The 22539-nt window shown below is 40.4% G+C and carries 16 protein-coding genes and 2 tRNA genes; 2 read left to right on the top strand and 16 right to left on the bottom strand.

Features of this window, described 5'->3' with window-relative positions:
• Positions 1-34: 34 nt before the first annotated feature.
• The 3 genes from Q91_RS04880 to Q91_RS04870 form a co-directional block, all read right to left on the bottom strand.
• A complete protein-coding gene (locus Q91_RS04880; RefSeq protein WP_041230501.1) occupies positions 35-3121 on the bottom strand; it encodes an efflux RND transporter permease subunit in 3087 nt (1028 codons plus the stop codon).
• Positions 3114-4184 (bottom strand): efflux RND transporter periplasmic adaptor subunit, encoded by a 1071-nt coding sequence (locus Q91_RS04875; RefSeq protein ID WP_015005770.1) that lies wholly within the window; start codon positions 4182-4184, stop codon positions 3114-3116. Before Q91_RS04875 ends, Q91_RS04880 begins: the two co-directional genes overlap by 8 nt.
• 127 nt (positions 4185-4311) lie before the next feature.
• Entirely contained in the window at positions 4312-4605 is a 294-nt protein-coding gene (locus Q91_RS04870; protein WP_015005769.1) for a putative quinol monooxygenase, read from the bottom strand.
• Positions 4606-5135: 530 nt separating this feature from the next.
• Between Q91_RS04870 and dinB the strand changes: the two genes are divergently transcribed.
• Positions 5136-6233 (top strand): DNA polymerase IV, encoded by a 1098-nt coding sequence (gene dinB / locus Q91_RS04865; RefSeq protein WP_015005768.1) that lies wholly within the window; start codon positions 5136-5138, stop codon positions 6231-6233.
• Between the two features lie 159 nt (positions 6234-6392).
• On the opposite strand, the gene Q91_RS04860 is transcribed toward dinB, so the two are convergent.
• The 6 genes from Q91_RS04860 to Q91_RS04835 all read right to left on the bottom strand — a co-directional run bounded on the left by Q91_RS04860 (position 6393) and on the right by Q91_RS04835 (position 10194).
• Positions 6393-6468, bottom strand: a tRNA-Glu gene (locus Q91_RS04860).
• 56 nt (positions 6469-6524) lie between these two features.
• Positions 6525-6600, bottom strand: a tRNA-Ala gene (locus Q91_RS04855).
• A 42-nt stretch (positions 6601-6642) separates the two neighbouring features.
• Positions 6643-8061: a glutamate--tRNA ligase gene (gene gltX, locus Q91_RS04850; RefSeq protein ID WP_015005767.1), complete on the bottom strand. Its 1419-nt coding sequence runs from the start codon at positions 8059-8061 to the stop codon at positions 6643-6645.
• 231 nt (positions 8062-8292) lie between these two features.
• Complete coding sequence (dnaQ, locus tag Q91_RS04845) at positions 8293-9006, bottom strand: DNA polymerase III subunit epsilon (RefSeq protein WP_015005766.1); 714 nt, start codon at positions 9004-9006, stop codon at positions 8293-8295.
• Complete coding sequence (gene rnhA / locus Q91_RS04840; protein WP_015005765.1) at positions 9003-9440, bottom strand: ribonuclease HI; 438 nt, start codon at positions 9438-9440, stop codon at positions 9003-9005. The genes dnaQ and rnhA overlap by 4 nt, the downstream gene beginning before the upstream one ends.
• The gene (locus Q91_RS04835; RefSeq protein ID WP_015005764.1) at positions 9409-10194 is read right to left on the bottom strand and encodes a class I SAM-dependent methyltransferase; all 786 of its coding nucleotides are present in this window, start codon (positions 10192-10194) and stop codon (positions 9409-9411) included. Before Q91_RS04835 ends, rnhA begins: the two co-directional genes overlap by 32 nt.
• A 58-nt stretch (positions 10195-10252) precedes the next feature.
• Here Q91_RS04835 and Q91_RS04830 point away from each other — a divergent pair, with 58 nt between their 5' ends.
• Positions 10253-11851, top strand: coding sequence for a LysM peptidoglycan-binding domain-containing protein (locus Q91_RS04830; RefSeq protein ID WP_015005763.1), 1599 nt, complete (start codon positions 10253-10255; stop codon positions 11849-11851).
• A gap of 10 nt (positions 11852-11861) precedes the next feature.
• On the opposite strand, the gene Q91_RS04825 is transcribed toward Q91_RS04830, so the two are convergent.
• From Q91_RS04825 to Q91_RS04795, 7 genes are all read right to left on the bottom strand, one after another.
• A complete protein-coding gene (locus Q91_RS04825; protein WP_015005762.1) occupies positions 11862-13856 on the bottom strand; it encodes a dipeptide ABC transporter ATP-binding protein in 1995 nt (664 codons plus the stop codon).
• A gap of 5 nt (positions 13857-13861) precedes the next feature.
• Positions 13862-14689: a phosphoserine phosphatase SerB gene (serB, locus tag Q91_RS04820; protein ID WP_015005761.1), complete on the bottom strand. Its 828-nt coding sequence runs from the start codon at positions 14687-14689 to the stop codon at positions 13862-13864.
• 46 nt (positions 14690-14735) lie between these two features.
• A complete protein-coding gene (locus Q91_RS04815) occupies positions 14736-16085 on the bottom strand; it encodes an ABC transporter permease (RefSeq protein ID WP_041230500.1) in 1350 nt (449 codons plus the stop codon).
• Positions 16085-17062, bottom strand: a complete 978-nt coding sequence (locus Q91_RS04810) for an ABC transporter permease (protein ID WP_015005759.1) — start codon at positions 17060-17062, stop codon at positions 16085-16087. The genes Q91_RS04815 and Q91_RS04810 overlap by 1 nt, the downstream gene beginning before the upstream one ends.
• On the bottom strand, positions 17059-19146 hold the full coding sequence (locus Q91_RS04805; RefSeq protein WP_015005758.1) for an ABC transporter substrate-binding protein: 2088 nt from the start codon (positions 19144-19146) through the stop codon (positions 17059-17061). Before Q91_RS04805 ends, Q91_RS04810 begins: the two co-directional genes overlap by 4 nt.
• Before the next feature lie 66 nt (positions 19147-19212).
• Positions 19213-20475 (bottom strand): dicarboxylate/amino acid:cation symporter, encoded by a 1263-nt coding sequence (locus Q91_RS04800; protein ID WP_015005757.1) that lies wholly within the window; start codon positions 20473-20475, stop codon positions 19213-19215.
• 6 nt (positions 20476-20481) lie between these two features.
• Positions 20482-22389: a SurA N-terminal domain-containing protein gene (locus Q91_RS04795; RefSeq protein ID WP_015005756.1), complete on the bottom strand. Its 1908-nt coding sequence runs from the start codon at positions 22387-22389 to the stop codon at positions 20482-20484.
• Positions 22390-22539 lie beyond the last annotated feature (150 nt).

Here is a 22539-nt window from a genome sequence, read left to right as displayed (position 1 = left end):
ATCGTTATTAGTTTTTGCGCTCAGCCAGTATCCTTTACTGACTTTTAACCTTAAAAAACGCCACGTACATCGTTGGAAATACCAGCAATGTTAACAAGGTCGCAACTAACAGTCCCGACATCATAGTGATCGCCATTGGACCCCAAAAATAATCTGTAATCAACGGTATCATCGCGAAAATAGCTGCCAAGGCTGTCAAAATAATCGGCCGAGCACGTCGTACAGTTGACTCCAATACCGCATTCCAAGGTGATGAACCCGCCGCTAAATCTTGATCAATTTGATCCATTAAAATAATCGAATTTCGAATAATAATACCCACCAAGGCCAGTAAGCCAAGCCGTGCTACTAGACCAAATGACAAGTCCAATACTAATAAAATAAAGACAACACCAATCAGTCCTAATGGTACCGTCATTAAAACTAAGAACATTTTTTTTATACTATTTAGCTCAAACATTAATAAGGTAAGTATCGCAATCAACATAAAAGGCATTGTTTTCGCTAATTGTGTATCAACTTCTCTGGAGATATCCACTTCTCCAAACACTTCAACCCGATAACCACTAGGTAATGAATCACGTAATTCATCTATCTGTGGTTTTAACGCTTTAACCACATCAAAATTCAACACGCCCTCTTCCAATAATGACTGCACAATCACCGAACGATATCCGTTATAGCGCCAGATAACACCTTCTTCAAATTTCAAACTGATATCTGCCAGCTCAGACAACGCAACGGTTGTGCCGTTGCCTAAGGGCACTTGTAAATAATTAATTCGATCTAGGTTATAACGATTCTCCGATTCATTACGAAGCACAACATCAATATGGTCATTACCCTCGCGATATTGAGTCACCGGTAAGCCATTAAGCATAACACCGAGTGTTTTGCTCAACTGAGCCGGATCAGTCCCACTAGCTGCCACACGGGGCAAGTCAAGCTTAATATCTACCACCACCCGTTTTTCTCGGCGATTATCATGCACATCTCTTGTTTGTGGATTATTTCTGAGTATGTCTTTTAATTGCTCAGAAATATCAGACAATTTTTCAGCATCATTTCCAGTGATTAAATATTGAACGGGGTAGTTGAACGGTAAACCATATACAAGGTTATACACACGGGTTCGCACATTGGGTTGATGTGTTGCAAAATAGTCGCTTAACAAGGTTTTTATTTGTGCACGTGCCTCTAGGTTCTTTGCAATCACAATAATTTTGCTGTAGTTCGCATTAGGTTGCTCTATGTACATATCATTCTGTACACGCAAAGAATCCCCGCCGATATAAGTAAGGTAATTTTCAATATTATCTTGTGCGTCTAGCAACCGTTCAACATCGGCGATCTGACGCTCCATTTGATGGTAGCTAGTCCCCTCTGGGAACCAGACATCGACCAGTGCCTCAGGGCGATCATTGCCTGGAAAAAACTCCATTTTTACATGCTGCATTCCAAATATGGTCAAAACGAATGAGAGTGCCGTGACCCCTAGTACCGTTTTGTTATGACACATACACCAAGCGATTAAGCGGCGAAACCGATTATAAAAATCACTCTGATACATAGCCGAATTGTCGACATTAGCCGTTTGTATATGCTGCTTACCCTGGTGTTCAACCTTTAGCAATTTAAAAGACAAATAAGGGGTTAACAAAACAGCCACTATCCAAGAGGCAATTAACGCCACACCAATCACTACAAAAAGATTACCCAATATCTCATTCGGTGCTGCATCGACAATATAAACTGGTAAAAAGCCTACGGCCGCAATTAAGGTACCACTTAACATCGGTTTCGATGTCGCAGTATATGCATAGGTAGCAGCTTTTAACCTATCCCAACCTTGCTCGAGTTTTACATGAACTAATTCCACCACGATCATCGCATCATCTACTAACAAGCCAAGTGCAATGACTAAGGCACCCAAAGAGGTACGGGTAAGGGGGATTCCTAATATAGACATCATGACAAATACCAAACCCAAAACCACAGGAATGGCTAGCGCTACGATAAAGCCGGTACGAAACCCAAGTGAGAAATAGCAAACCACCAATACAATAAAAACAGCTATTAATAATTTAAGCAAAAACCGATTAATTTGTGCTTGCACAGATTTAGGCTGATCGCTCACCAAAACGACCTCCACACCAGCGGGTAACTGTTCTGTAAACTCTGCCATGGTGGCCTTAACCTCATCTGACAAGGTCAGTAATTGATAGCCTTTACGCATCGTAATACCTAGCCCAATAGACGGGTTACCATTAACACGCATCCTGAATACAGGCGGATCGTCGTAACCTCGGCTAATAGTGGCGATATTTTCAAGATATATAACGCTATTATCCTGTAGCTTAATAGGCAGTTTTTTTATATCGTCAATGGATTGAAAACGATCATTAAGGCTAAGCCTATAATAGGACTGCTTGCCTTCTATTCGGCCACTGGTTTGCACCTTATTATGTTGTTGCAACAACATACCAATTTGCAAAGGATCTAAACCCAGCGCCGACATACGCTTATCATCCATCTCTACAAATATTTTTTCATTTTGTACGCTGTATAAAATAGCTTTTTCCACTGACTCAATACGCACCAAAGCATTTCGCGCTTTCTCAGCATAATCTTTCAAATCCGCAAATGAGTAGTCGTCACTATTGAAGCTGTACACCATTGAAAAAATATCGCCAAACTCATCATTAATAAAAGGACCTTGAACACCTTCAGGCAACCGATGTTGAATATCATTGATTTTTTTTCGTATGTCATACGCACGATCCTTCATCTCTATCGCGGCATTTGGCATAAAATCTTCAATATTAACGATTAACCACGCCTCACCCGGTTTACTAAACGAGCTTACTTCGCGAAGCCAAGGCACTTCTAGTAATTTTGTTTCAATGGGGTCTGTCACGAATTGCGACATTTCTTCTGCCGACGCTCCGGGCCATTTCACATTAACCACAATAGTTTTAATTGCAAAAACGGGTAAATCACGCTGCCCTAGCTTGAAAAAGGCAAACGTTCCGGCCACCAAAATAACAACCATAAAATAGATCAGCACCTGTGAGTGCTTTATTCCCCATCGTGCGAGGTTTATGCGCTCTTTATCACTCATTGGTTAAAACTCTAACCGTATTACCTTCTTCAATTTTATTAGCGCCAGCAATCACCACCCATTGGCCATCCTTTAAGCCATCAACAATGCTCACATGGTCTGCTAGTGATTGACCCAGAGTAACCTGCTTAGCACGAACCTGTTTTGTCGTTGAATCAACGGTCATGACCATCATTTGACCATCATTCTTAACAATAGCAGACGTTGGCAACAAGCCTACACGATCCTCTTTTATTGAAAATAACGCATGCCCTGTCATACCCAGTTTTACCCCGTTGGGTTGCTCATTAAGACTCAGTTTTACTCTATACGAGGGGGCGTTAATGGTTGAAATAGGGCTAATTTCACGAACTGATGCAGCATATTCTTTATCGTCATAGGCCCAAAGTGTAACGCTGACTGACTGACCAATTGATAATTGATTAATCTCTTTTTCTGCTACCGCTGTAACAAATTCCCAACCATCTTTCCAGGCAAACATAGCAATGGCTGCGCCAGCTTTAACCACATCACCGACTTCTTTACTAAGTGAAATAACAACACCGTCTGCTGGGGCTAATAATTGCGTATACCCATGCTGATTCACACGTTGAGCATATTCCGCTTTCATCACGTTTAATTCAGCATAAGCGGCTCGTTCAATATTAATCGCTTTATCAAGCTCGGATTGCCCAATAAACTTCTTTTGACGTAATTCTTTAGCCCGAGCCAAATCACGCTGAGCTCTTTGTAAATCTGCTTCAGCAGCCTTTTTCTTATTGGAATAGCTTTCATTGCTCAACGCATAGTCTTTTGCATCAAGCACTGCAATAAGGTCACCTTTTTGCACTACATCACCAACTTCAACTAGGCGCTCAATCAAACGACCTTCTACCTGGAATGATAACTCAGTTTGATATCGAGCTTGAACACGACCCGGGTAATCCATAATACGAGTCGCCGGTTGATATGAAAAAGTAGTTACATCAACGAGCTTATTTAATGGTTGACTATTCGATACATCACCACAAGCACTAAGAGTGATGGCTAAAATAGCAATCAGAGCAACGGATAAAATATGCATAAATTTTTATTATTATTAAAGTTTGGGGCTGAAGGTCAGCCCCTATCGAGTATTAATACCTAGAAAAGGTATCATTTTTATTTATCTGAAGCTTCTTTAGCTCCAGTCTATTATTTTTTAATAACGCTTATATATCTAAGGCTGAAAGAAACTTAGAAGCCGGTGGCGCTGTTAACAGAGCACCCAGTTTTTTTAGATCTCCTCGTTCTCCACGCCAAGCAACATAGCTTTCATGATCTGCACGTGTTTCCCATTTTTCAAGTAGCACAATATTTAAAGGGTCATCATCATTGCAAGTTACAACAATACTCTGACAACCTTTAAAGGACCGTGTATCTGGCAAAATAGCTTCCAGTGTATTCAATAACGTTTCACGATTGTCTGCACTCACGTGCATATCCAGCGTTACATCTATAGACATTATTTTCTCCTATTTTAATTTTCATTATTGGTTTGCTTTCAATGGTCAACATAACCTGACGCCAAAAATACTAACAGAAAAGTGAGCTATGCATGGCAGATGCAAGCAAAACTTCTCATAACTAGCCATCCGTAATCCGCCTAGCTGTTCACAGCCACTAAAGCATGTTGACACCATCATGTATAGCTGAAAAATTAGTAAAGCTATAATAAACGTACAGATAAACCACACAAGCCCTACGCTTATTTACTTAAACCGCAGATACATAATTAGCCACATAATAACGCGCCCGACGATTATAAAACTAATTTCACCTGCACCATCAAGCTAGATTAAATTTTTGCAGACACCGTCACAAATTGGCTCTGTTACAATTTCCATTATTTTTTTCTCTTTAGACACTTTCTCCACTCCCGGGCCCCTTTAATCGCAGCTCTATAACAGGCATCACTATCTTTATTGCTGGCTTATTTATTACAATGCGCCTTGCCTATCTTAAAAATAAAGAAAACTCGGCATAATGTGAGTTAATGACCCCTTTGCAACGAAAAATTATCCATATCGACATGGATGCCTTCTTTGCCTCCGTTGAACAGCGTGACCAGCCTGAACTACAAGGCAAACCTGTTATTGTCGGTGGCCAGCCAAATAGTCGTGGTGTGGTAGCGGCTTGTAGCTACGAAGCACGCCAATTTGGTATTCATTCTGCCATGCCCTGCTCACGCGCTTACAGACTTTGTCCACAAGCTATATTTATTCCGCCTAGATTTGATGCCTATAAAGCCGTATCAAAAATAATCCATGAAATATTCTGGCGTTATGCCACAGACGTTGAACCCTTATCACTTGATGAAGCGTATCTTGATGTTAGCCATAGCAGCGAATATAAAGGCTCAGCAACGCGGATCGCTGAAGCCATTAAACATGACATTAAAGCCGAAACGCAGCTGATTGCATCAGCGGGTGTTTCATACAATAAATTTTTGGCAAAAATAGCCTCTGATATGGATAAGCCTGATGGCCTGTATGTTATAAGACCAGAGCAAGGCGAAGCGTTTATAGCAACCCTACCTATTGGAAGTTTTTACGGTGTTGGCCCTGCCACAGAGATAAAAATGAATAAATTAGGCATTAAAACAGGCCGTGATTTACGCTCTAAAAGCTCTGTCGAATTAACTAAGCATTTTGGTAAATCAGCCGAGTACTTTTTCCAAATCGCGCGTGGTATCGACCATCGCCCTGTACGCAGCACACGTATTAGAAAATCATTAGGTAAAGAAACAACATTCAAAACGGATGTTTATGATAAAACCTTACTGCTTGAAAAACTCAATCAATTAGCGCAAAAGGTCTTCGAAAATTTAGCAGCTCAGCAGTTCATGGCTAAAACAATCACCGTAAAAATAAAATACGCAAATTTTAAATCAGTGACTCGTTCGTACAGCAGTACTAAAATTTTTATTCAATTACCTGAAATACCCAACATACTCACAGAATTACTCTCTCGCACTGACGCTGGTCAACAAGGTGTTCGATTAGTCGGCATCAGTGCCAGTGGTTTACAAAGTATGAACGATAAAAAAGCAAAAAATGGGCCCGCTGATCAACTTGAGTTTAATTTAAACTAACCCCTCCTTTTAGGTCTGCTCCTTTCAGCATTTATTGTTGTTTCTCACAAATACTGCCTTATTAAAATCTTTCTACTAAAGCACTCTAGCCTGTTTAAACCTGAGAAATATCTACGCGCATAAAAAAACCGCTTACATTTCTGTAAGCGGTTTTTTAAATGGCGTCCCCAAGGGGGTTCGAACCCCTGTTACCGCCGTGAAAGGGCGGTGTCCTAGGCCTCTAGACGATGGGGACTAAGTCTATATTTACTACAAAAGTGAATCGTCTAAATCACTTTATCACCAAAAAAATGGTGGAGCCAAGCGGGATCGAACCGCTGACCTCAACACTGCCAGTGTTGCGCTCTCCCAGCTGAGCTATGGCCCCTCTTGGCAGGACGCGAATTGTACTGAATGATTAACTAAGTGTCTAGCCTTCTTGCAGAAGAATTCTATTTTTTATGTAATCTATCCCTCTTTTGATGTTTTTTATACAGGTTTCTTTACCCAACAAGAAAAGCGTTGCATCTAATGCTGGTGAAACTGATGTACCTGATAATGCAACACGTAATGGCTGCGCAACTTTTCCAAGTTTTAAATCCAAAGTTTCAGCCGTTTTTATAATCACCTCATGCAGCTTTTCTTTAGACCAGTCATCTAACGCTTCAAATGTTGCTAACATCATTTCTAAGGGTTCTAAACTAGCTGCCTTTAAATTCTTTTTAGCTGCTTTTTCATCAAACGCCTCATAGTTATTATAAAACATAAGACTTTTTTCGGCCATTTCTTTTAATGTTTTAGCGCGCTCTTGCTGTGTTTTTACAAGCTCTATAATAGATGGTCCCTTATCCACATCACAACCTTGCGCTACTAATTGTTCACTTAATGGCTCAACCAACCGCTCAGGGTCACTATTTATAATGTATTGTTGATTAATCCAAAGTAGTTTCTCTGTATTGAATGTTGAGGCGGTTCTATTGACATCTTTAATATCAAATAGCTCAATCATTTCAGCTTGTGTAAACAACTCTTTGTCACCATGAGACCAGCCTAAACGAACCAAATAATTCAATAAGGCCTCGGGTAGAAAACCGTCATCGCGATATTGCATAACACTAACCGCACCATGTCGTTTGGATAATCGTGCGCCATCGTCGCCAAGAATCATCGGCACATGTGCAAATCGAGGTTCCTGAGCACCAAGTGCTTTCATAATGTTGATTTGTCGAGGTGTATTGTTGATATGATCATCGCCGCGTATCACATGCGTCATATTCATATCTAAGTCATCCACCACAACGGTTAAGTTATACGTTGGTGTGCCATCTGATCGGGCAATAACCAGATCATCTAACTCGTCATTAGCAATGGATATTTCGCCGCGTACCAAATCATCAAAAACAACCATACCCGTTTCTGGGTTTTTAAAGCGTACCACGGGTGACACGCCTTCAACAGCTTCTGTACGGTGTCGGCACTTCCCGTTATAACGTGGTTTTTGTTTATTAGCACGCTGCTGCTCACGCATTGCTTCTACTTCTTCAGCAGAACAATAACAATGATAAGCATCACCTTGTTCTAATAGCTGTTCAATAATTTCTTGATAACGGGGAAATCGCTCTGTTTGAAAAAAAGGCCCTTCATCGTGGGACAGTCCAAGCCACTTCATACCATCAAAAATAGCTTGCACCGATTCGTCTGTAGACCGTTCACGGTCGGTGTCTTCTATTCTTAATACAAACTGCCCTTTTGTTTTTTTAGCATATAACCATGAAAATAAGGCTGTTCTTGCACCACCAACATGTAGGTAACCTGTGGGGCTAGGAGCAAATCGTGTACGGACTGTCATTTAAAATCACCAGATAAAATAAAAGCGATATTTTATACTCAACGAGGGTAAGTTTCATGGAAGTCAGCAAAAAACTGTTACTAAATGAAGCCATCACAAAATAATAACTTTCGTTAAGGCTTTAGCAGCCCCGTAATGGCTCGTTACATCGCATTAAGTCATTTGCTCATGATCGACAAATAGTCTCTATTTAAAACCAATGACTTTTCTTAATATTTACACGCCTTATATCTACTGAGCAGTTTGTTTAATTTTATCCCAAACACATTGGCCACCGGACGCCTTATTAATCATTTCAATTCGCTCAGCGTGCTTTTCTAACTCGTCACTGCTCGCCTTAATAACTGGTAAAAGCTGGCGATTCTTATCTAACATTTTAGGCTCAAATACAGTATCCGTTTGATGCTCATCAGCAAACAGGGAGTTCTGCCCACCGGTCATCATCAAATACACATCGGCTAGAATCTCAGCATCTAACAAAGCGCCATGCAACGTTCGTTGGCTATTGTCTATCTCAAAGCGCTTGCAAAGCGCATCTAAGCTATTGCGTTGGCCAGGAAACATCTTTCTAGCCATATGCAGAGAGTCTGTCACCTCACACCACGATGCCATATCTGTATGATCCGAACCCATCAAACTGTATTCATGATTAATAAAGCCAACGTCAAATGCCGCGTTGTGAATAATCACTTCGGCTCCTTTTAGATACTCGAAAAGTTCTTCTGCAATATTCTCATATAACGGTTTATCCGCTAAAAACTCAGCTGTTAAACCATGCACCTCAACAGCCCCTTCATCAATATCTCGCTGCGGATTCAAGTAATAATGGAAGTTGTTCCCTGTTAAACGTCTATTAACCAACTCAACGCATCCTACCTCGATAATACGGTGCCCCTGTTTTGGCTCAAGCCCAGTGGTTTCAGTATCTAAAATAATTTGTCTCATAATGAATCTATACCCATATTTGCCAGCTCATCGGCCCTATCATTACCTACATTACCACTATGCCCTTTAACCCAAACCCATTTAATAGTGTGCGGTTGAGCCAATGCATCTAATTGTTGCCAAAGATCCACATTTTTAACGGGCTTTCTACTCGCCGTTTTCCAGTTTCTTTTTTTCCAGTTGGGTAACCACTCATTAATGCCACTTAAAACATATTTAGAGTCACTATTGATGGTTAATTCCGCTGGTTCTTTTAATAGTTTCAACGCTTCAATTACCGCGGTTAGCTCCATACGGTTATTGGTCGTTTCTAGCTCTCCCCCGTAAATTTCTTTTTTAGTCCCGTTGTACTGCAAACTGGCGCCCCAACCGCCTATTCCTGGGTTTCCTCGGCATGCGCCGTCAGTGTATATTTGTACGCTCTTTTTTAACATGTATTATCTTTGTCGCTGGTTCAGTTAGAGGTGAAATAAATCGTTTTTTTAAATCTTTTAAATGAAAAATAGGCGTGCCACCTGAAACACGCTTAACGCCCATTACAAAATATGCGGCTGGCAAAAAGGGCAAACAGGCCAGTACCTTTTCAATAAGTTTTTGTCGTGTCGTCGTCGCTTCTTTTTTATGCAATGGAAACAAACAGCAACCTTTGCTTTTTTCAATCTCGAAATTCAACAACCTTAACCAATCGACCACCCGATAACGACTAATAAAATGACCGTTCCAAGGTGTTTTTTTCATCACTTTTGGTAAAAATCGAGGTAAATGCCAAAAAGACCATGGATTAAACCCCATCAATAAGATAATGCCTTCAGGCCTTAATACTCGATCTACTTCGCGCAAAACTTGGTGAGGGTTTTCTTCAAACTCTAATGTATGCGGCATAATAACAACATCTACACTATGCGTTTCTATCGGTAAACTATCGGCCTCCCCGACGATGCATGGGTAGTTTGTCGTCTTGTTTAACTCATGGTCCAAAATAGTGTAATGAGCAAAACGCATTGCTTCATGAAGCTCGTCTTCCCAACCGATAAAATCAAGCTGTAATACTTCTGGGTGAAACCCCTCTTTGAGTTTTTCACTTAATAAAACAGATTCCGTTTGCCGAAAAATTTGCCCAATAGGCGACTCAAACCAATGACGAAGTTCGCTAGTGCTGCCTATAAATGAGTTTTTTCTGTCTACCATTAATTAAACAACCTATAATTAGAATATTAAACTAACCCGTCACAACTAGCCCAATTCAATGCGATATTTAATCACAAATAAAACGATCAGTTTTCTTTTATTTGCCAGCTTTACTATACTTATTTCTTGTACCCCGATACAGCTTAAACCGACGCCAACAGCTGAACTAAACCCTTCTACTGAAGCACAATCGCTAGCCAGTTCAAGCACTATAAAGGCTGTTCAAAAAACGCCTTCATCTAACGTCAATTTGTCGAAAAATCTCTGGTCTCGTTTGTTCTCATTGTATCAATTCCCGACCATTGAAAACGACCGCATCCAAGCTGAGATTGACTGGTACAGCAAACACCCTGACTATTTAATACGCGTTCAACAAAATGCAAAACCGTATCTTTTCCATATCGTTAATGAAATAGAAAAACGCGGACTTCCCGGTGAACTTGCCCTCTTACCCATTGTTGAAAGTGCTTATAAACCCTTTGCTTATTCGCATGGCAGAGCTGCTGGTTTATGGCAGTTCATCCCCTCTACTGGTGTCGCATACGGCTTAAAACAAACTTGGTGGTATGATGGGCGACGTGATGTGTACGCTTCTACAAATGCTGCTTTAACTTACCTTACAAAACTATCTAAACGATTTGATGATGATTGGTTTCTTGCCTTAGCTGGCTATAATGCAGGCGGCGGTTCTGTGTCGTCAGCAATGAGAAAGAACAGACGACTCGGTCGCCCAACTGATTTTTGGGCACTTAGCCTTCGCAAAGAAACGCGACATTACGTCCCCAAATTAATTGCCATTGCAAGTATTCTTGCAAATGCCGACAAGTACAATGTAACACTCATCGATATCCCTAATGAGCCATTTTTTGAAAAAGTAAACATTACAAAACAACTTGACCTTGCTCGCGCCGCTGAGCTTGCCGAAATTAGCATTGAAGACTTATACATTCTTAACCCTTCATTTAACCAATGGGCAACCAGCCCTGAAGGGCCCCATTACCTACTACTTCCCGTGTCTAAATCTGCCGATTTTAAAACTAAATTGGCTGCTTTACCCGACTCACAACGCTTAAAGTGGGTTCGCCATAAAGTTAAAAACGGCGAAACTTTGGGACAAATTGCTAGACGTTACCGCACGACGGTTACACAAATAAAACAAGCTAACCCTATTAAAAACAACCTGATCAGAGCTGGCAAGCATCTACTTATACCTACGGCTAATTACAATAATCGTTTATACGCTAGTAGTGCGGATATGCGTAAAAGTGACATTATTAACACCTCGCGCCAGGGGCAAAAAGTAGAGTATTACGTTCAGTCAGGCGATTCATTCTGGAGTATTGCTAAACAATACGGAGTGGGCGTTCGCAGCTTAGCTAAATGGAATGCAATGGCCCCCAGAGATACCTTAAGAATTGGTCAAAAGCTGGTTATTTGGAGTCAGCACCCAACACATCCAAGCCCGCGTACGCAACTCGCCTCTAAACGTAAAAACCAGACTATTCGCTATACCGTAAAAAGCGGTGACTCTTTGTACCTTATTTCTAGGAAGTTCAACGTTAGCATTATAGATTTGAAACGTTGGAACACCTTAAATAAGAAATACCTGAAGCCAGGACAAAAACTAAAAATTATTGTTGATGTCACCAGGACATAACAAGCTACGTTTACCGATACAACAAACAGGCTACTTTATGGCTTTCACTCAATAACACATCAGTCGGTTTGATTTGGCTACAATCAGCCATCGCTTGATCACAACGTGTATGGAAATGGCAGCCAGTTGGCGGATTAGCGGGTGATGGCATATTATCTGGTAGTTTAATGACCTTTTTCCCCAAATCTTTATCCCAGCTAGGAACTGCTTCAATCAATGCCTTTGTATAAGGGTGAGCCGGGCGATTAAGTACCTCTTCAACCTTGCCATATTCAACAATTCGCCCTAAATACATAACGGCAACCTTATCAGCTAAATAAGCCACCACTGACAGATCATGAGTAATAAATAAATAACTAAGCCCTTGCTCATGTTGCAGTTGTTTCAACAAATTTAAAACTTGCGCTTGCACAGAAACATCTAATGCACTGGTTGGTTCATCACAAACAATTACTGACGGATTAACCGCCAAAGCACGGGCAATACAAAGACGTTGACGCTGCCCACCTGAAAACTCGTGAGGATAACGTAATCTAACCTCTGTTGTTAAGCCAACTTTAAGCAGTAAGCTGTTGCACTCACGCACAACATCGGCATCACTTAAATTAGGTTTTAACGCCCTAATTCCTTCCTCCAAAATATCACCAACCAGCATTCTTGGGTTCATCGATGAAAATGGATCTTGGAAAATAATTTGCAACTGCTGGCGGTATGCTTGAAAAGCTTTTTCTGAGAGCTTTGCGATATTCTGCCCCTTATATACAACATCACCCGATGTAATAGGCAACAATCGTAACAGTGCTTTTCCTAACGTGGTTTTGCCACAACCGGACTCCCCAACTAACGCAGTTGTACTGCCTACTGTTAAGTCCAAACTAACCTCATCTACCGCCTTAACCTGCCCAACCGTGCGCTTTAGCAAGCCTTTCTTGATCGGAAAATAAACTTTTAGTTGATTAACCGTTAACGATGAATGGTTTACCGCATCTTCATTTGAAGAAGCCAATGTAGTCCCTAGTTTCTCAACCAGTTCAAGCTCGCCTACTCTTATACACCTTACTTGATGTGTATTAGATACCTCGGTCCACTCAACCATAGTCGAATCTACACAAGACGACTGTTTAAAATCACAACGATCTGCAAACCGGCAGCCAGCAAATGGCTGCGATAGCTTAGGAACTGTGCCTGGCAGGGTTACCAACGACTCCTTGCGCTTTTCCATTTTAGGAACAGCATCAAATAAACGCTGACTATAAGGATGTACTGGCTTTTTAAAAAAGTCATCTCGCGATGCCATTTCAACTAACTGCCCTGCATACATCACCGCAACTTTGTCAGCCATATCAGACACAATGCCCAAGTCATGCGTGATAATCCATAACGACATCCCCATTTCTCGCTGCAATTCTTTAAGCAACTGTAGAATTTGCGTTTGGATAGTTACATCTAGCGCTGTTGTCGGCTCATCGGCAATCAATAAATCAGGCTCATTTGCTAACGCAATGGCAATCATCACTCGCTGTCTCATTCCTCCGGATAATTGATGGGGGTAATCAGCATAACGTTCATCTGCATCCGGTATACCGACTTGTTTAATCAATCCTATGACACGTTTTCTCACATCCTCAGCGGCTTGTTTCTTATGCACTAAAACTGCTTCTGCAATCTGCTCCCCAATACTTAGCACTGGGTTCAACGATGTCATTGGATCTTGAAATATCATCGATATACGCGCTCCACGTACCTGACGCATATCTTTTTCTGCCATCCGTAATAGATCGACGCCCCGATATAGTACCTTTCCTGCTGTTATTTGCGCGTTATTAGACAACAGCCTCATTACTGATAAAGCAGTCACTGACTTGCCACAACCCGACTCACCAACCAGTGCAAAGGTCTCCCCTTCAGCAATGTCAAAACTTACACCATCAACCGCTTTAACCGTTTCAGACGGTTGATTAAATTGAGTCATCAGTCCGTCAACGGACAGTATCGGTGCGCGCATCTTAATTAAGCTTTTAGTAGATCAACCACAGCATCTAAACCACGATGGTTTAATTGAATATCCGTTTGAGCCTGAACGGTTGGTTTTGCATGATAAGCCACGCTTAAACCAGCACAATTCATCATCAACAAATCATTGGCGCCATCACCCATTGCTATCACTTGATGCTGCGCTAACCCCAATTCCTTAGACAACGCTAATAACAAATCTGCTTTTGATTGTGCGCCAACAATATCACCCTCCACTGCACCGGTTAGGCAACCATCAGCAACTTCCAAGGTATTAGCTAGTGTGTAATCTAGGTTTAATCTGTTTTTTAATTTTTCAGTAAAAAAAGTAAAACCACCTGACACTAGGGCCAACTTTATCTTTGACTGCTTTAAATAATCATTAAGTTTCTCTGCACCCGGGTTTAGCTTTAACCGTTCATCATAGACACGCTGCAACTCCCCGACAGGTAACCCTTTCAATAACGCAACTCGTTGAGTCAACGACTCTTCAAAATTTAACTCACCACGCATCGCAGCTTCTGTAATACTCGACACTTTTGGCTTGATACCTAACATATCAGCAATTTCATCAATACATTCAATAGAAATTAATGTTGAGTCCATATCAGTGACTATTAAGCGTACTTGCTGTCCATCGAAATGATCTGGTAACCGACTTACATCGCAGTTTAATGCCTGGCGTACTGCTGAAAGCTCAACAAGCTGTGGACTCGTTAAGCTATAAAACCCATCGTTAGGTTCAGCTTTTGTATCAAAAACCTTACTGATATAAGAAAGGTCTTGATCAGAAAAAAGAGCATCATGGAAAATATATTTATTCATTATTCAATACGTTACAAATTTAATTTAAGTTAATCTACGCTTTCAATTATATTGATCTTGGGTCAAAAGCATCCCGTACGACATCCGCAAATAAATTAGCCGCTAACACCAAGGTAAACATAAAAATAAACGCCGCGGTTAAAGACCACCAAACAATCGGCTCACGCGCCATTTCTAACCGCGATGTATTAATCATATTGCCCCAGCTGTAGGTTGATGGATCAACACCTATATTTATATAAGACAGAACCGCTTCGGCCAGCACTAATCCACTAAAATCGAGCACAATAGTAATCATCACTAAATGCATGACATTAGGCAGCACATGCCGCTTCAACAATTGAAACTTTCCAACACCTAATGCTCGGGCAGCAACAACATAGTCCATTTCGCGAATTTTCAAGGTTTCCGCACGTAATAGTCGACAAAGCCCTGTCCAACTCGTAATACCTAAAATCATACACAGCAGCAAGAGCCGCATATCCGCTCTGTCTTCTACTGTGGTAAATAATTCAGGGTTATTTGCCATATAGACCTGCGCCATTAAGATAGCTGCAGCTATCAGTAACACACTAGGAATGGAGCTTAGGGTGGTATAGAGGTATTGAATAACATCGTCTATCCAACCACGAAAAAACCCAGCGGTTAAGCCAAAAGTAATCGCTATAGGCAACATAACAATGGTTGTCAGTGCACCAATAACCAAGCCTGTACGAATACTTTTTATCGCTTGATAAAGCACATCTTCGCCCACCTTGTCTGTACCTAAAACATGGTAATGAGGTGCTAACATTGTTAAAACAGACACTAAGCAAAATATAACCAATAGCGTTAAGAGACAACTCTTGAGGCCATTAGAGCCAGTAAATAATGCACGTTTACTTATCAGCTTAAAAATAGCTATTAAGAAGAACCAGACCAAAACCCCCGTTGCTAGTCCTTGTAAGATTTTAACCAGGATATCTTTTTGCTTATTAGATGGTTTAGCTAAATGCGCCCCTCCATGAAGCAACGGAGGATAAACCCAGCGAGTAACACCGCTTGCATCGACATGCATTTCTTTAGCATAGGCCAAATGTGCAAAAGGCTTAGAGTACGTTTTCTCTACCTTTGTGCGCAAAGGCGTCAATATGATATCCAACACACTGACGACTTCTGCATGTTCATTTATTTGTCCATTCGCTAATGTTTCATGATGCTCAAGCCGAATAGAATCTAACGTACCAATCAATAAAAACACCAATAAAACGGTTAGTGATATAACGCCAACCGAGTTGTTCATTACTTTTAACCAAGGCCGGCGTAAATGTTCTTTTTTTCGAGAATAGCAAACAGCCCATACCCCACTGATCACAAGGGCAAACACAGCCATATCTGTCCATAAAAGCGTCAGCATTAATCTAGCCGTACTCTTGGATCAACCAAGGTGTAAGAAATATCGGTCAAAAGCAGGCCAATAATGTATAAAAATGAACCAAGAAACACCATTGAACGAACAATAGCAAAGTCTTGACTACTGATCGCGTCAATGGTGTAACTGCCTAAACCCGGTATTCCAAAAAACGATTCGGTAATCAAGCTCCCCATAAAGAGCAAGGGTAATATCACAACAATGCCGGTTAGAATTGGAATCATGGCATTTTTAAGCACATGTTTAAATAATACTTCGATATCAGACAGCCCCTTTGCTTTTGCTGTTCTAACATAATCCTTTGCAGCCTCTTCTAAAAATAACGTACGGTACCAGCGAACACCAGAGCCTAAACCAGACACCACACCAATCAACACAGGTAGGATAATAAACTTAAGTGCATCGACACCCGGAGCATATCCAGAAATGGGGGTTAGCGCTAACAACTTGCCTACAAAATATTGACCAGCAATAATATAAAACAGCCCTGAAATAGACATTAAGGCTATACATAAAAACAAACCACCAAACTCTAAAATACTGCCTCGATAAAATATTAATAAGAGGGCAAATGTAATATTTGCTAATACCCCAAATATTAATGATGGAATAGCGATAGCTAAACTGGGCCACATCCGTTGCGAAATATCGGCAACAATATCACGACCACTATCAGAAACGCCTAAATCAAATACAAACAAACCCACTGATTTTTCAAAAAAAATTGTTTCCGAAAACTGTTTAACACCCGCTTCTTGCTTGTTCCACAGTAACGGTAAGTTATAGCCACGTTGTTGCTTCCAGTTATCAACCGCAGCCTGAGTCACATGTTTATCACCCAGTTGCATTCGCGCCATATCATCGGGTGAGTTAACAATAAAAAATAGTACAAACGTTAATATATTGACCCCAAGCAACACAGGTAATACATAAAACAAACGTCTGATAATGTAATTAATCATAGGGCTGTGGAACGCTCAATTCGCCGATAGATAATGTAAGCAGGTAATAGTAAACAGGCTATCACCAATAAAACGAACACTAATGGCCAATAAACCGGCGCATTCCATTTCTTTTGATATTCATCCCTCATCTCAGGGTCAATATTGATGTATTTAGTTTTATTATTGGCCATTAAATTGGGGTATGCATTTTTATACCAAGCATGATGTAGTGAAAAAGCTTTTGGATGAAAGCCCCATAACCACGGTGCATCTTGTTGGCTGATTGCTACCATTTGTTTAATGATCGCTTGGCGTTCAGGGGTATTTTCCATGGCGCTCATTTTCTCAAACAAACGATCAAACTGTTTATTTTGATAATTAGAAGCATTTTCACCACCATGAATTGATTTGGCATTTTTGCCATATAACAAAAATAAAAAATTCTCAGGATCTGGGTAATCTGCATTCCAACCCCACATAAACATTTGCGCATTACCATTACGCATTTTTTCTTGGAAGCGATTGTAATCTGTACTACGAATAACCAGTTGAATATTAAGTTTATCAAACTGTTTACGTAACCAATTTAGTCTAGCTTTACTATCTGGCCCACTGTCCATTGTGTCAAAATATAAAACCAACGGTTTCCCAGTTGCTGGGTCTAACCCATTCGGGTAGCCCGCCTCAGCCAGCAACTCCCTTGCTTCAGCCACAGTCCGTCTGCGTAAGCCATCACGCCAGTTATAAACAACAGGGTTCATCCCTTGCTTACCAGCAACATGACCAAAAATACCTGGAGGAATAATACTTTGTGCTGGAACACCACGACCATTTTGAAAAATTGAAATATATTCCTCATAATCCATAACTATAGAAATAGCATGACGTAGCTTTCTAGTCTTGTCAGAATCACCACCAACAACATTATCTAACATATTAAACGCGAAATAATAGGTCGATGTTGTCACCGCTGTTTGTAGGCCAATGCCACGTGCAATCATATTATCGGTTAAACCAACATCCCCTTGCGCCGAAAAACTAACCGCTTGGTCAAAACTATCTGAACTAATACCGGAAACATCGTAATAACCTTGTAAAAATTTATTCCAATAAGGAATGCTCTCTTTTTCTAACGAGAAAATCACTTTATCTGTTAAGGGTAATGGTTTGCCTGAATCCATCAATAAGGTCTGAATATCTGCACCAGGGTATGCTTCTGAAGGGTAATACTCCGTATGAAAATTAGGGTTTTTTGCCAGAACCATTCGTCTATTAGGGTTATTTTCTTGCAAAAAATATGGTCCTGTTCCCACAGGGAACCAATCTAATGTTATGTTTTTTTCTACCAATAGAGGGTTTGAATAAAACTCATCTGCTTCCCAGGGCATTGGTGCAAAAAATGGCATTGCTAACCAATTTATAAACTGTGGGTATTTCCCTTTGATGCGAATCGTAAAGTGTTGACCCGTTAATTTTTTGATGCCAGTCATTTGCTCAGAGTGCAAACGTTGAGTTTTACTTAATCTAGGCGATTTATTTTGTAATGCCGTTTGTTTTTCTGAAAACTCTTTAAAACCCACTATATAGTTCGCCATTAAGCTGGCGATTGGTGATTGTGTTGCTGGGTCAGCCAAACGCTTTATTTGATAAATAAAATCATCTACCGTTAATGTACGTGTTGCCGTTGGTAAGTCGTATAAAGACCGAGTATCCCAACCCTCGGGCAATGTTTTATGTAATTCAAGATTAAAACTCGGGTGGGGCTGAAATTTAATATCATTTTTAATTGTTAAATGATATTCACTAAAAGCAATATTGGCCAAATCCGCATCGTCTGGCAAATATTCACCTTTCGCATTTAGGTAGCTGACCGAAGGCATTTTAGCGGCCGCTAGCGGTTCTAATTGATAAGGGCGTTTTAAATAATGGTATTGAAATAAAGGTTCGTAGACCTGCGCAATAATGGCATACTCATTTGAACTGTACGCTTTCGCAGGATCAAGATGCTTAGGCCGTTCAGAAAATGACGAATATATGACCTTGCCTTCTCCGTGATCCTCAACATAGGGGTTATTTAAAGCCTTATCTGTACAAGCAGACATTAATAGCACTAAAAAGAGAAAACCCGCTGCCCTACGCAGTTTAATTACTGGCTTATTCACGATGATTTATTTTGATTGTAAAACCTGATCTTCGCCTTCACTTCGAGCAATAATAACTGCACCACAAGAATCACTAAATACATTAACGCTGGTTCTACACATATCCAAAACACGATCGACAGCAAGAATAAGCCCAATGCCCTCTAATGGAAGCCCTATTGTTACCAAAATAATACTGATTGCAACAAGACTTGCCGCTGGAATACCCGCTACACCAATCGAGGTAACCAAGGCTGTTAGGACAATAAGAAACTGCTCAGTAAACCCTAAACTTAAGCCATAAGCTTGAGCAATAAACATAGCTGCCACGCATTCGTATAACGCCGTACCATCCATATTAATAGTTGCACCTAACGGCAAGACAAAGCTACTTGTACGATTTGAAACACCTGCGTTTTTTTCAACACACTCTAACGTAATGGGCAGTGTGGCTGACGACGAGCTTGTTGAGAAAGAGGTCAGCAATGCGGGGGTCATCGCTTTGTAATGGCGAAGTGGTTTAACGCCACCGAGGTATTTCAACACTAATGGCATAACACCAAACATATGAATAACTAAAGCACCTAATACCGTAAAGAAAAAATAGGCTAATGGTAAAAAAGCAGCTAAGCCTGTTGAAGCAACTACTTTAGCTACTAAGCCAAAAACACCGATCGGTGCAAACTTCATGACCCAATCGGTCATTTTCATCATTACATCCAATACTGCATTCCAAAATGTCAGCAAAACTGTTTTTCTTTGTTCGATTATTTGAGTCATAAAATAGCCAAATAATAGTCCAAAAAAGATCAGCCCTAACATTTGACCATTGGCTGCTGCTGCGACAATATTGGTTGGCACCACCCGTAAAAATATACCGGTGATATCAGCAGCTCCTTTTCCTTCTAGCTTTGAAGCAACCTCTGTAATATCTTCCGTTAAGCCAACACGATCACGAACTGGCTCGCCAGCAATGATGCCTGGCTCTACGATATTAACCAAAACCAAACCGATTAAAATAGCAACCAGACTGGTCGACAGATAATACGTAATTGTCTTCCCACCTAAACGACCTAAACCACCTAAGTTACCCATATTTGCAATTCCACAAATAATCGATGACAAGATCAATGGGACTATCAACATTTTTAGTGCATTAAGAAATAACGTACCTAAAAATACATACACATCATAAAAAGTGAATGAACCTATACCCGCTTCTTCTCCTGTTGCAATACCCGCAATAATCGCTAAGCCAATTGCAATAAAAATTTGCCAGTGTAGTTTCATTTCAACTTATTGTGCTTGATTAGCTAAAACCACGTCTGCCTCAACACTTAAATTTTCTATTGTTGCGGCCAACATTACTTCACCAGTTAAACGTGATAAAAACTGCTTAAATGTTTGGCGTGAAGTCTCTGTCATCTCTGTTGGGTCGCCATCAGTTACTTTACTCAACTCAATAATCGCAACATCGCCATTGTCTAGCGTACTTAATTTAAAAGAGGGTTTTCCCTGTGTTGGGTGAGACATACTAAACGCATCGTTTAATAATTTTACTGGAACCGATTTATCATGCCTTGTCACCGGTCCAATATCTTCAAGCAGGACATCATCTGACGTTGACAAGGTATTAATCGTTACCCCTGATGTTAGCTGAGACAGTAAATCAGCCGCTTTCTGTGTTAACAATTCATTAGCCTTATCTTTTTTAACAGACAATTCAACTCTATCTTTTACTGCAGTTAACGGCATTGTTGCCTCAGGAACATAGTCATTAATACGTAATACAACTAAATGCTCAGAGCCTATTTCAATTGCATCGCTATTATTACCCGCTAAAACATCTTCATTAAACACAGCCTGACGCACTTTAGTGCTGGCAGCAATGCCCTCATCACTAGTACGTGTAATACCCGTTTGTTGTTCAACCGTTAACCCTAATTCATCAGCGATAGGGTTTAATGAATCTGGATTTTCAAACGCTAACTCAGCAAAACGCTCTGCTAGTTGATAAAACCTTTCGCTAGCAACATTTAATTTAAACAGTTCTGTTACTGTCTCTTCTACTGCTTCGTATGGTTGCACCTTATCAGCCTCTTTTGAGACCAGCTTTATAATATGAAAGCCGTATTGAGTTTGAACTACGTTACTAACCTCGCCTTCTTCAAGAGAATCCAGCGTTTTTTCAAACTCTGCGCCCATCATACCGTCGGTGATGATGCCTAAGTCACCACCTGATTCAGCCGAACCAATATCTTCAGACAACTCTTTAGCCAAGCTTGCAAAATTTTCTCCCTTGTTAAGTCGGCTTAAAACCATGTCGGCTTTTGCTCTCTTTTCCTCTCTCTCTGCATCTGCGAGATCAGCAGTTGCTTCAATCAATATATGGCTCGCTCTTCGATGACCGGATACCGTAAATGACTGACGCTCACGTTCATAGAACGCTAACAATTCATCTTTCGACGGGGAAACCTCCGACATCAAGTCAGACAAGTTTAATGAAATATATTCAATAGATGCTTCTTCAGGTGATCTATAAAGAAGCTTATTTTGTGAATAATGTTCATTAAGCTCTTCATCTGTTACCACCACTTCATTAACCACTGAAGAAATAGGCAGCAACAAATACTTAATATCCCTAGTTTGATTCGTTAAACGATGAAATTCATCTATTTCACTCTCGTCTACTAAGGTCGTACCTATAATAGAGTTTATAAATTGTTCTCGTTCAATGCTTGCACGTACCGTTTCTACAAAATCAGTGGTTGTTAAGCCTCTTGCTTGTAATAATTGCTCATAGGTTGTTTTATCAAACCGTCCGTCTTTATGAAAGGCATCTATATTAGAAATTACATCAAGAACGGCCTTGTTTGATGCGACATAGCCATCTTTATTAACTGTTTGCAAAACAAGTTGTTCTTGAATTAATCGATTCAACGACTCTTGGCGTATTGCCTCTTGATTAAATAAGTCAGCAGAGTATTGATCACCATATTGCTCTTTTAATTGAGCCACGCGGTTTTGATAAGCCTGATTAACATCCGCTTGGTAAATTTTATAATCCCCTACTTCAGCGACAGCTTTTTCGGACCCACCATTGGTGTAGTTTTGTAAGCCAAACAAAGCAAATGGGATAGAGATCATTATAAGAATAACCATACCCAACCAGCCTTTAACGTGTACCCGCAATCTATCTAACATAAAAAATAATCCACATAAAAATTTAAAAAAATAGTGCTTAACAGTCGTCTCAAAAGACAATACTCTCAGTTTATATAAAACCACTGAATTAACAATTTAATGTTTATTGACAGTGGCCGCAGCATCCTAAAGGGGAATTCACTATTGCAC

Origin of the sequence: Cycloclasticus sp. P1 (genome assembly GCF_000299965.1) — a bacterium.
GTDB classification, from domain to species: Bacteria; Pseudomonadota; Gammaproteobacteria; order Methylococcales; family Cycloclasticaceae; genus Cycloclasticus; species Cycloclasticus pugetii.
The sequence above is the reverse complement of the archived record's forward strand: the minus strand, read 5'-3'. Positions and strand labels throughout refer to the sequence as shown.

Coding starts and splice junctions, on each gene's coding strand:
- Q91_RS04880 (WP_041230501.1), bottom strand. CDS start 3,121: ATGAGTGATAAAGAGCGCATAAACCTCGCACGATGGGGAATAAAGCAC.
- Q91_RS04875 (WP_015005770.1), bottom strand. CDS start 4,184: ATGCATATTTTATCCGTTGCTCTGATTGCTATTTTAGCCATCACTCTT.
- Q91_RS04870 (WP_015005769.1), bottom strand. CDS start 4,605: ATGTCTATAGATGTAACGCTGGATATGCACGTGAGTGCAGACAATCGT.
- dinB (WP_015005768.1), top strand. CDS start 5,136: ATGACCCCTTTGCAACGAAAAATTATCCATATCGACATGGATGCCTTC.
- gltX (WP_015005767.1), bottom strand. CDS start 8,061: ATGACAGTCCGTACACGATTTGCTCCTAGCCCCACAGGTTACCTACAT.
- dnaQ (WP_015005766.1), bottom strand. CDS start 9,006: ATGAGACAAATTATTTTAGATACTGAAACCACTGGGCTTGAGCCAAAA.
- rnhA (WP_015005765.1), bottom strand. CDS start 9,440: ATGTTAAAAAAGAGCGTACAAATATACACTGACGGCGCATGCCGAGGA.
- Q91_RS04835 (WP_015005764.1), bottom strand. CDS start 10,194: ATGGTAGACAGAAAAAACTCATTTATAGGCAGCACTAGCGAACTTCGT.
- Q91_RS04830 (WP_015005763.1), top strand. CDS start 10,253: ATGCGATATTTAATCACAAATAAAACGATCAGTTTTCTTTTATTTGCC.
- Q91_RS04825 (WP_015005762.1), bottom strand. CDS start 13,856: ATGCGCGCACCGATACTGTCCGTTGACGGACTGATGACTCAATTTAAT.
- serB (WP_015005761.1), bottom strand. CDS start 14,689: ATGAATAAATATATTTTCCATGATGCTCTTTTTTCTGATCAAGACCTT.
- Q91_RS04815 (WP_041230500.1), bottom strand. CDS start 16,085: ATGCTGACGCTTTTATGGACAGATATGGCTGTGTTTGCCCTTGTGATC.
- Q91_RS04810 (WP_015005759.1), bottom strand. CDS start 17,062: ATGATTAATTACATTATCAGACGTTTGTTTTATGTATTACCTGTGTTG.
- Q91_RS04805 (WP_015005758.1), bottom strand. CDS start 19,146: ATGTCTGCTTGTACAGATAAGGCTTTAAATAACCCCTATGTTGAGGAT.
- Q91_RS04800 (WP_015005757.1), bottom strand. CDS start 20,475: ATGAAACTACACTGGCAAATTTTTATTGCAATTGGCTTAGCGATTATT.
- Q91_RS04795 (WP_015005756.1), bottom strand. CDS start 22,389: ATGTTAGATAGATTGCGGGTACACGTTAAAGGCTGGTTGGGTATGGTT.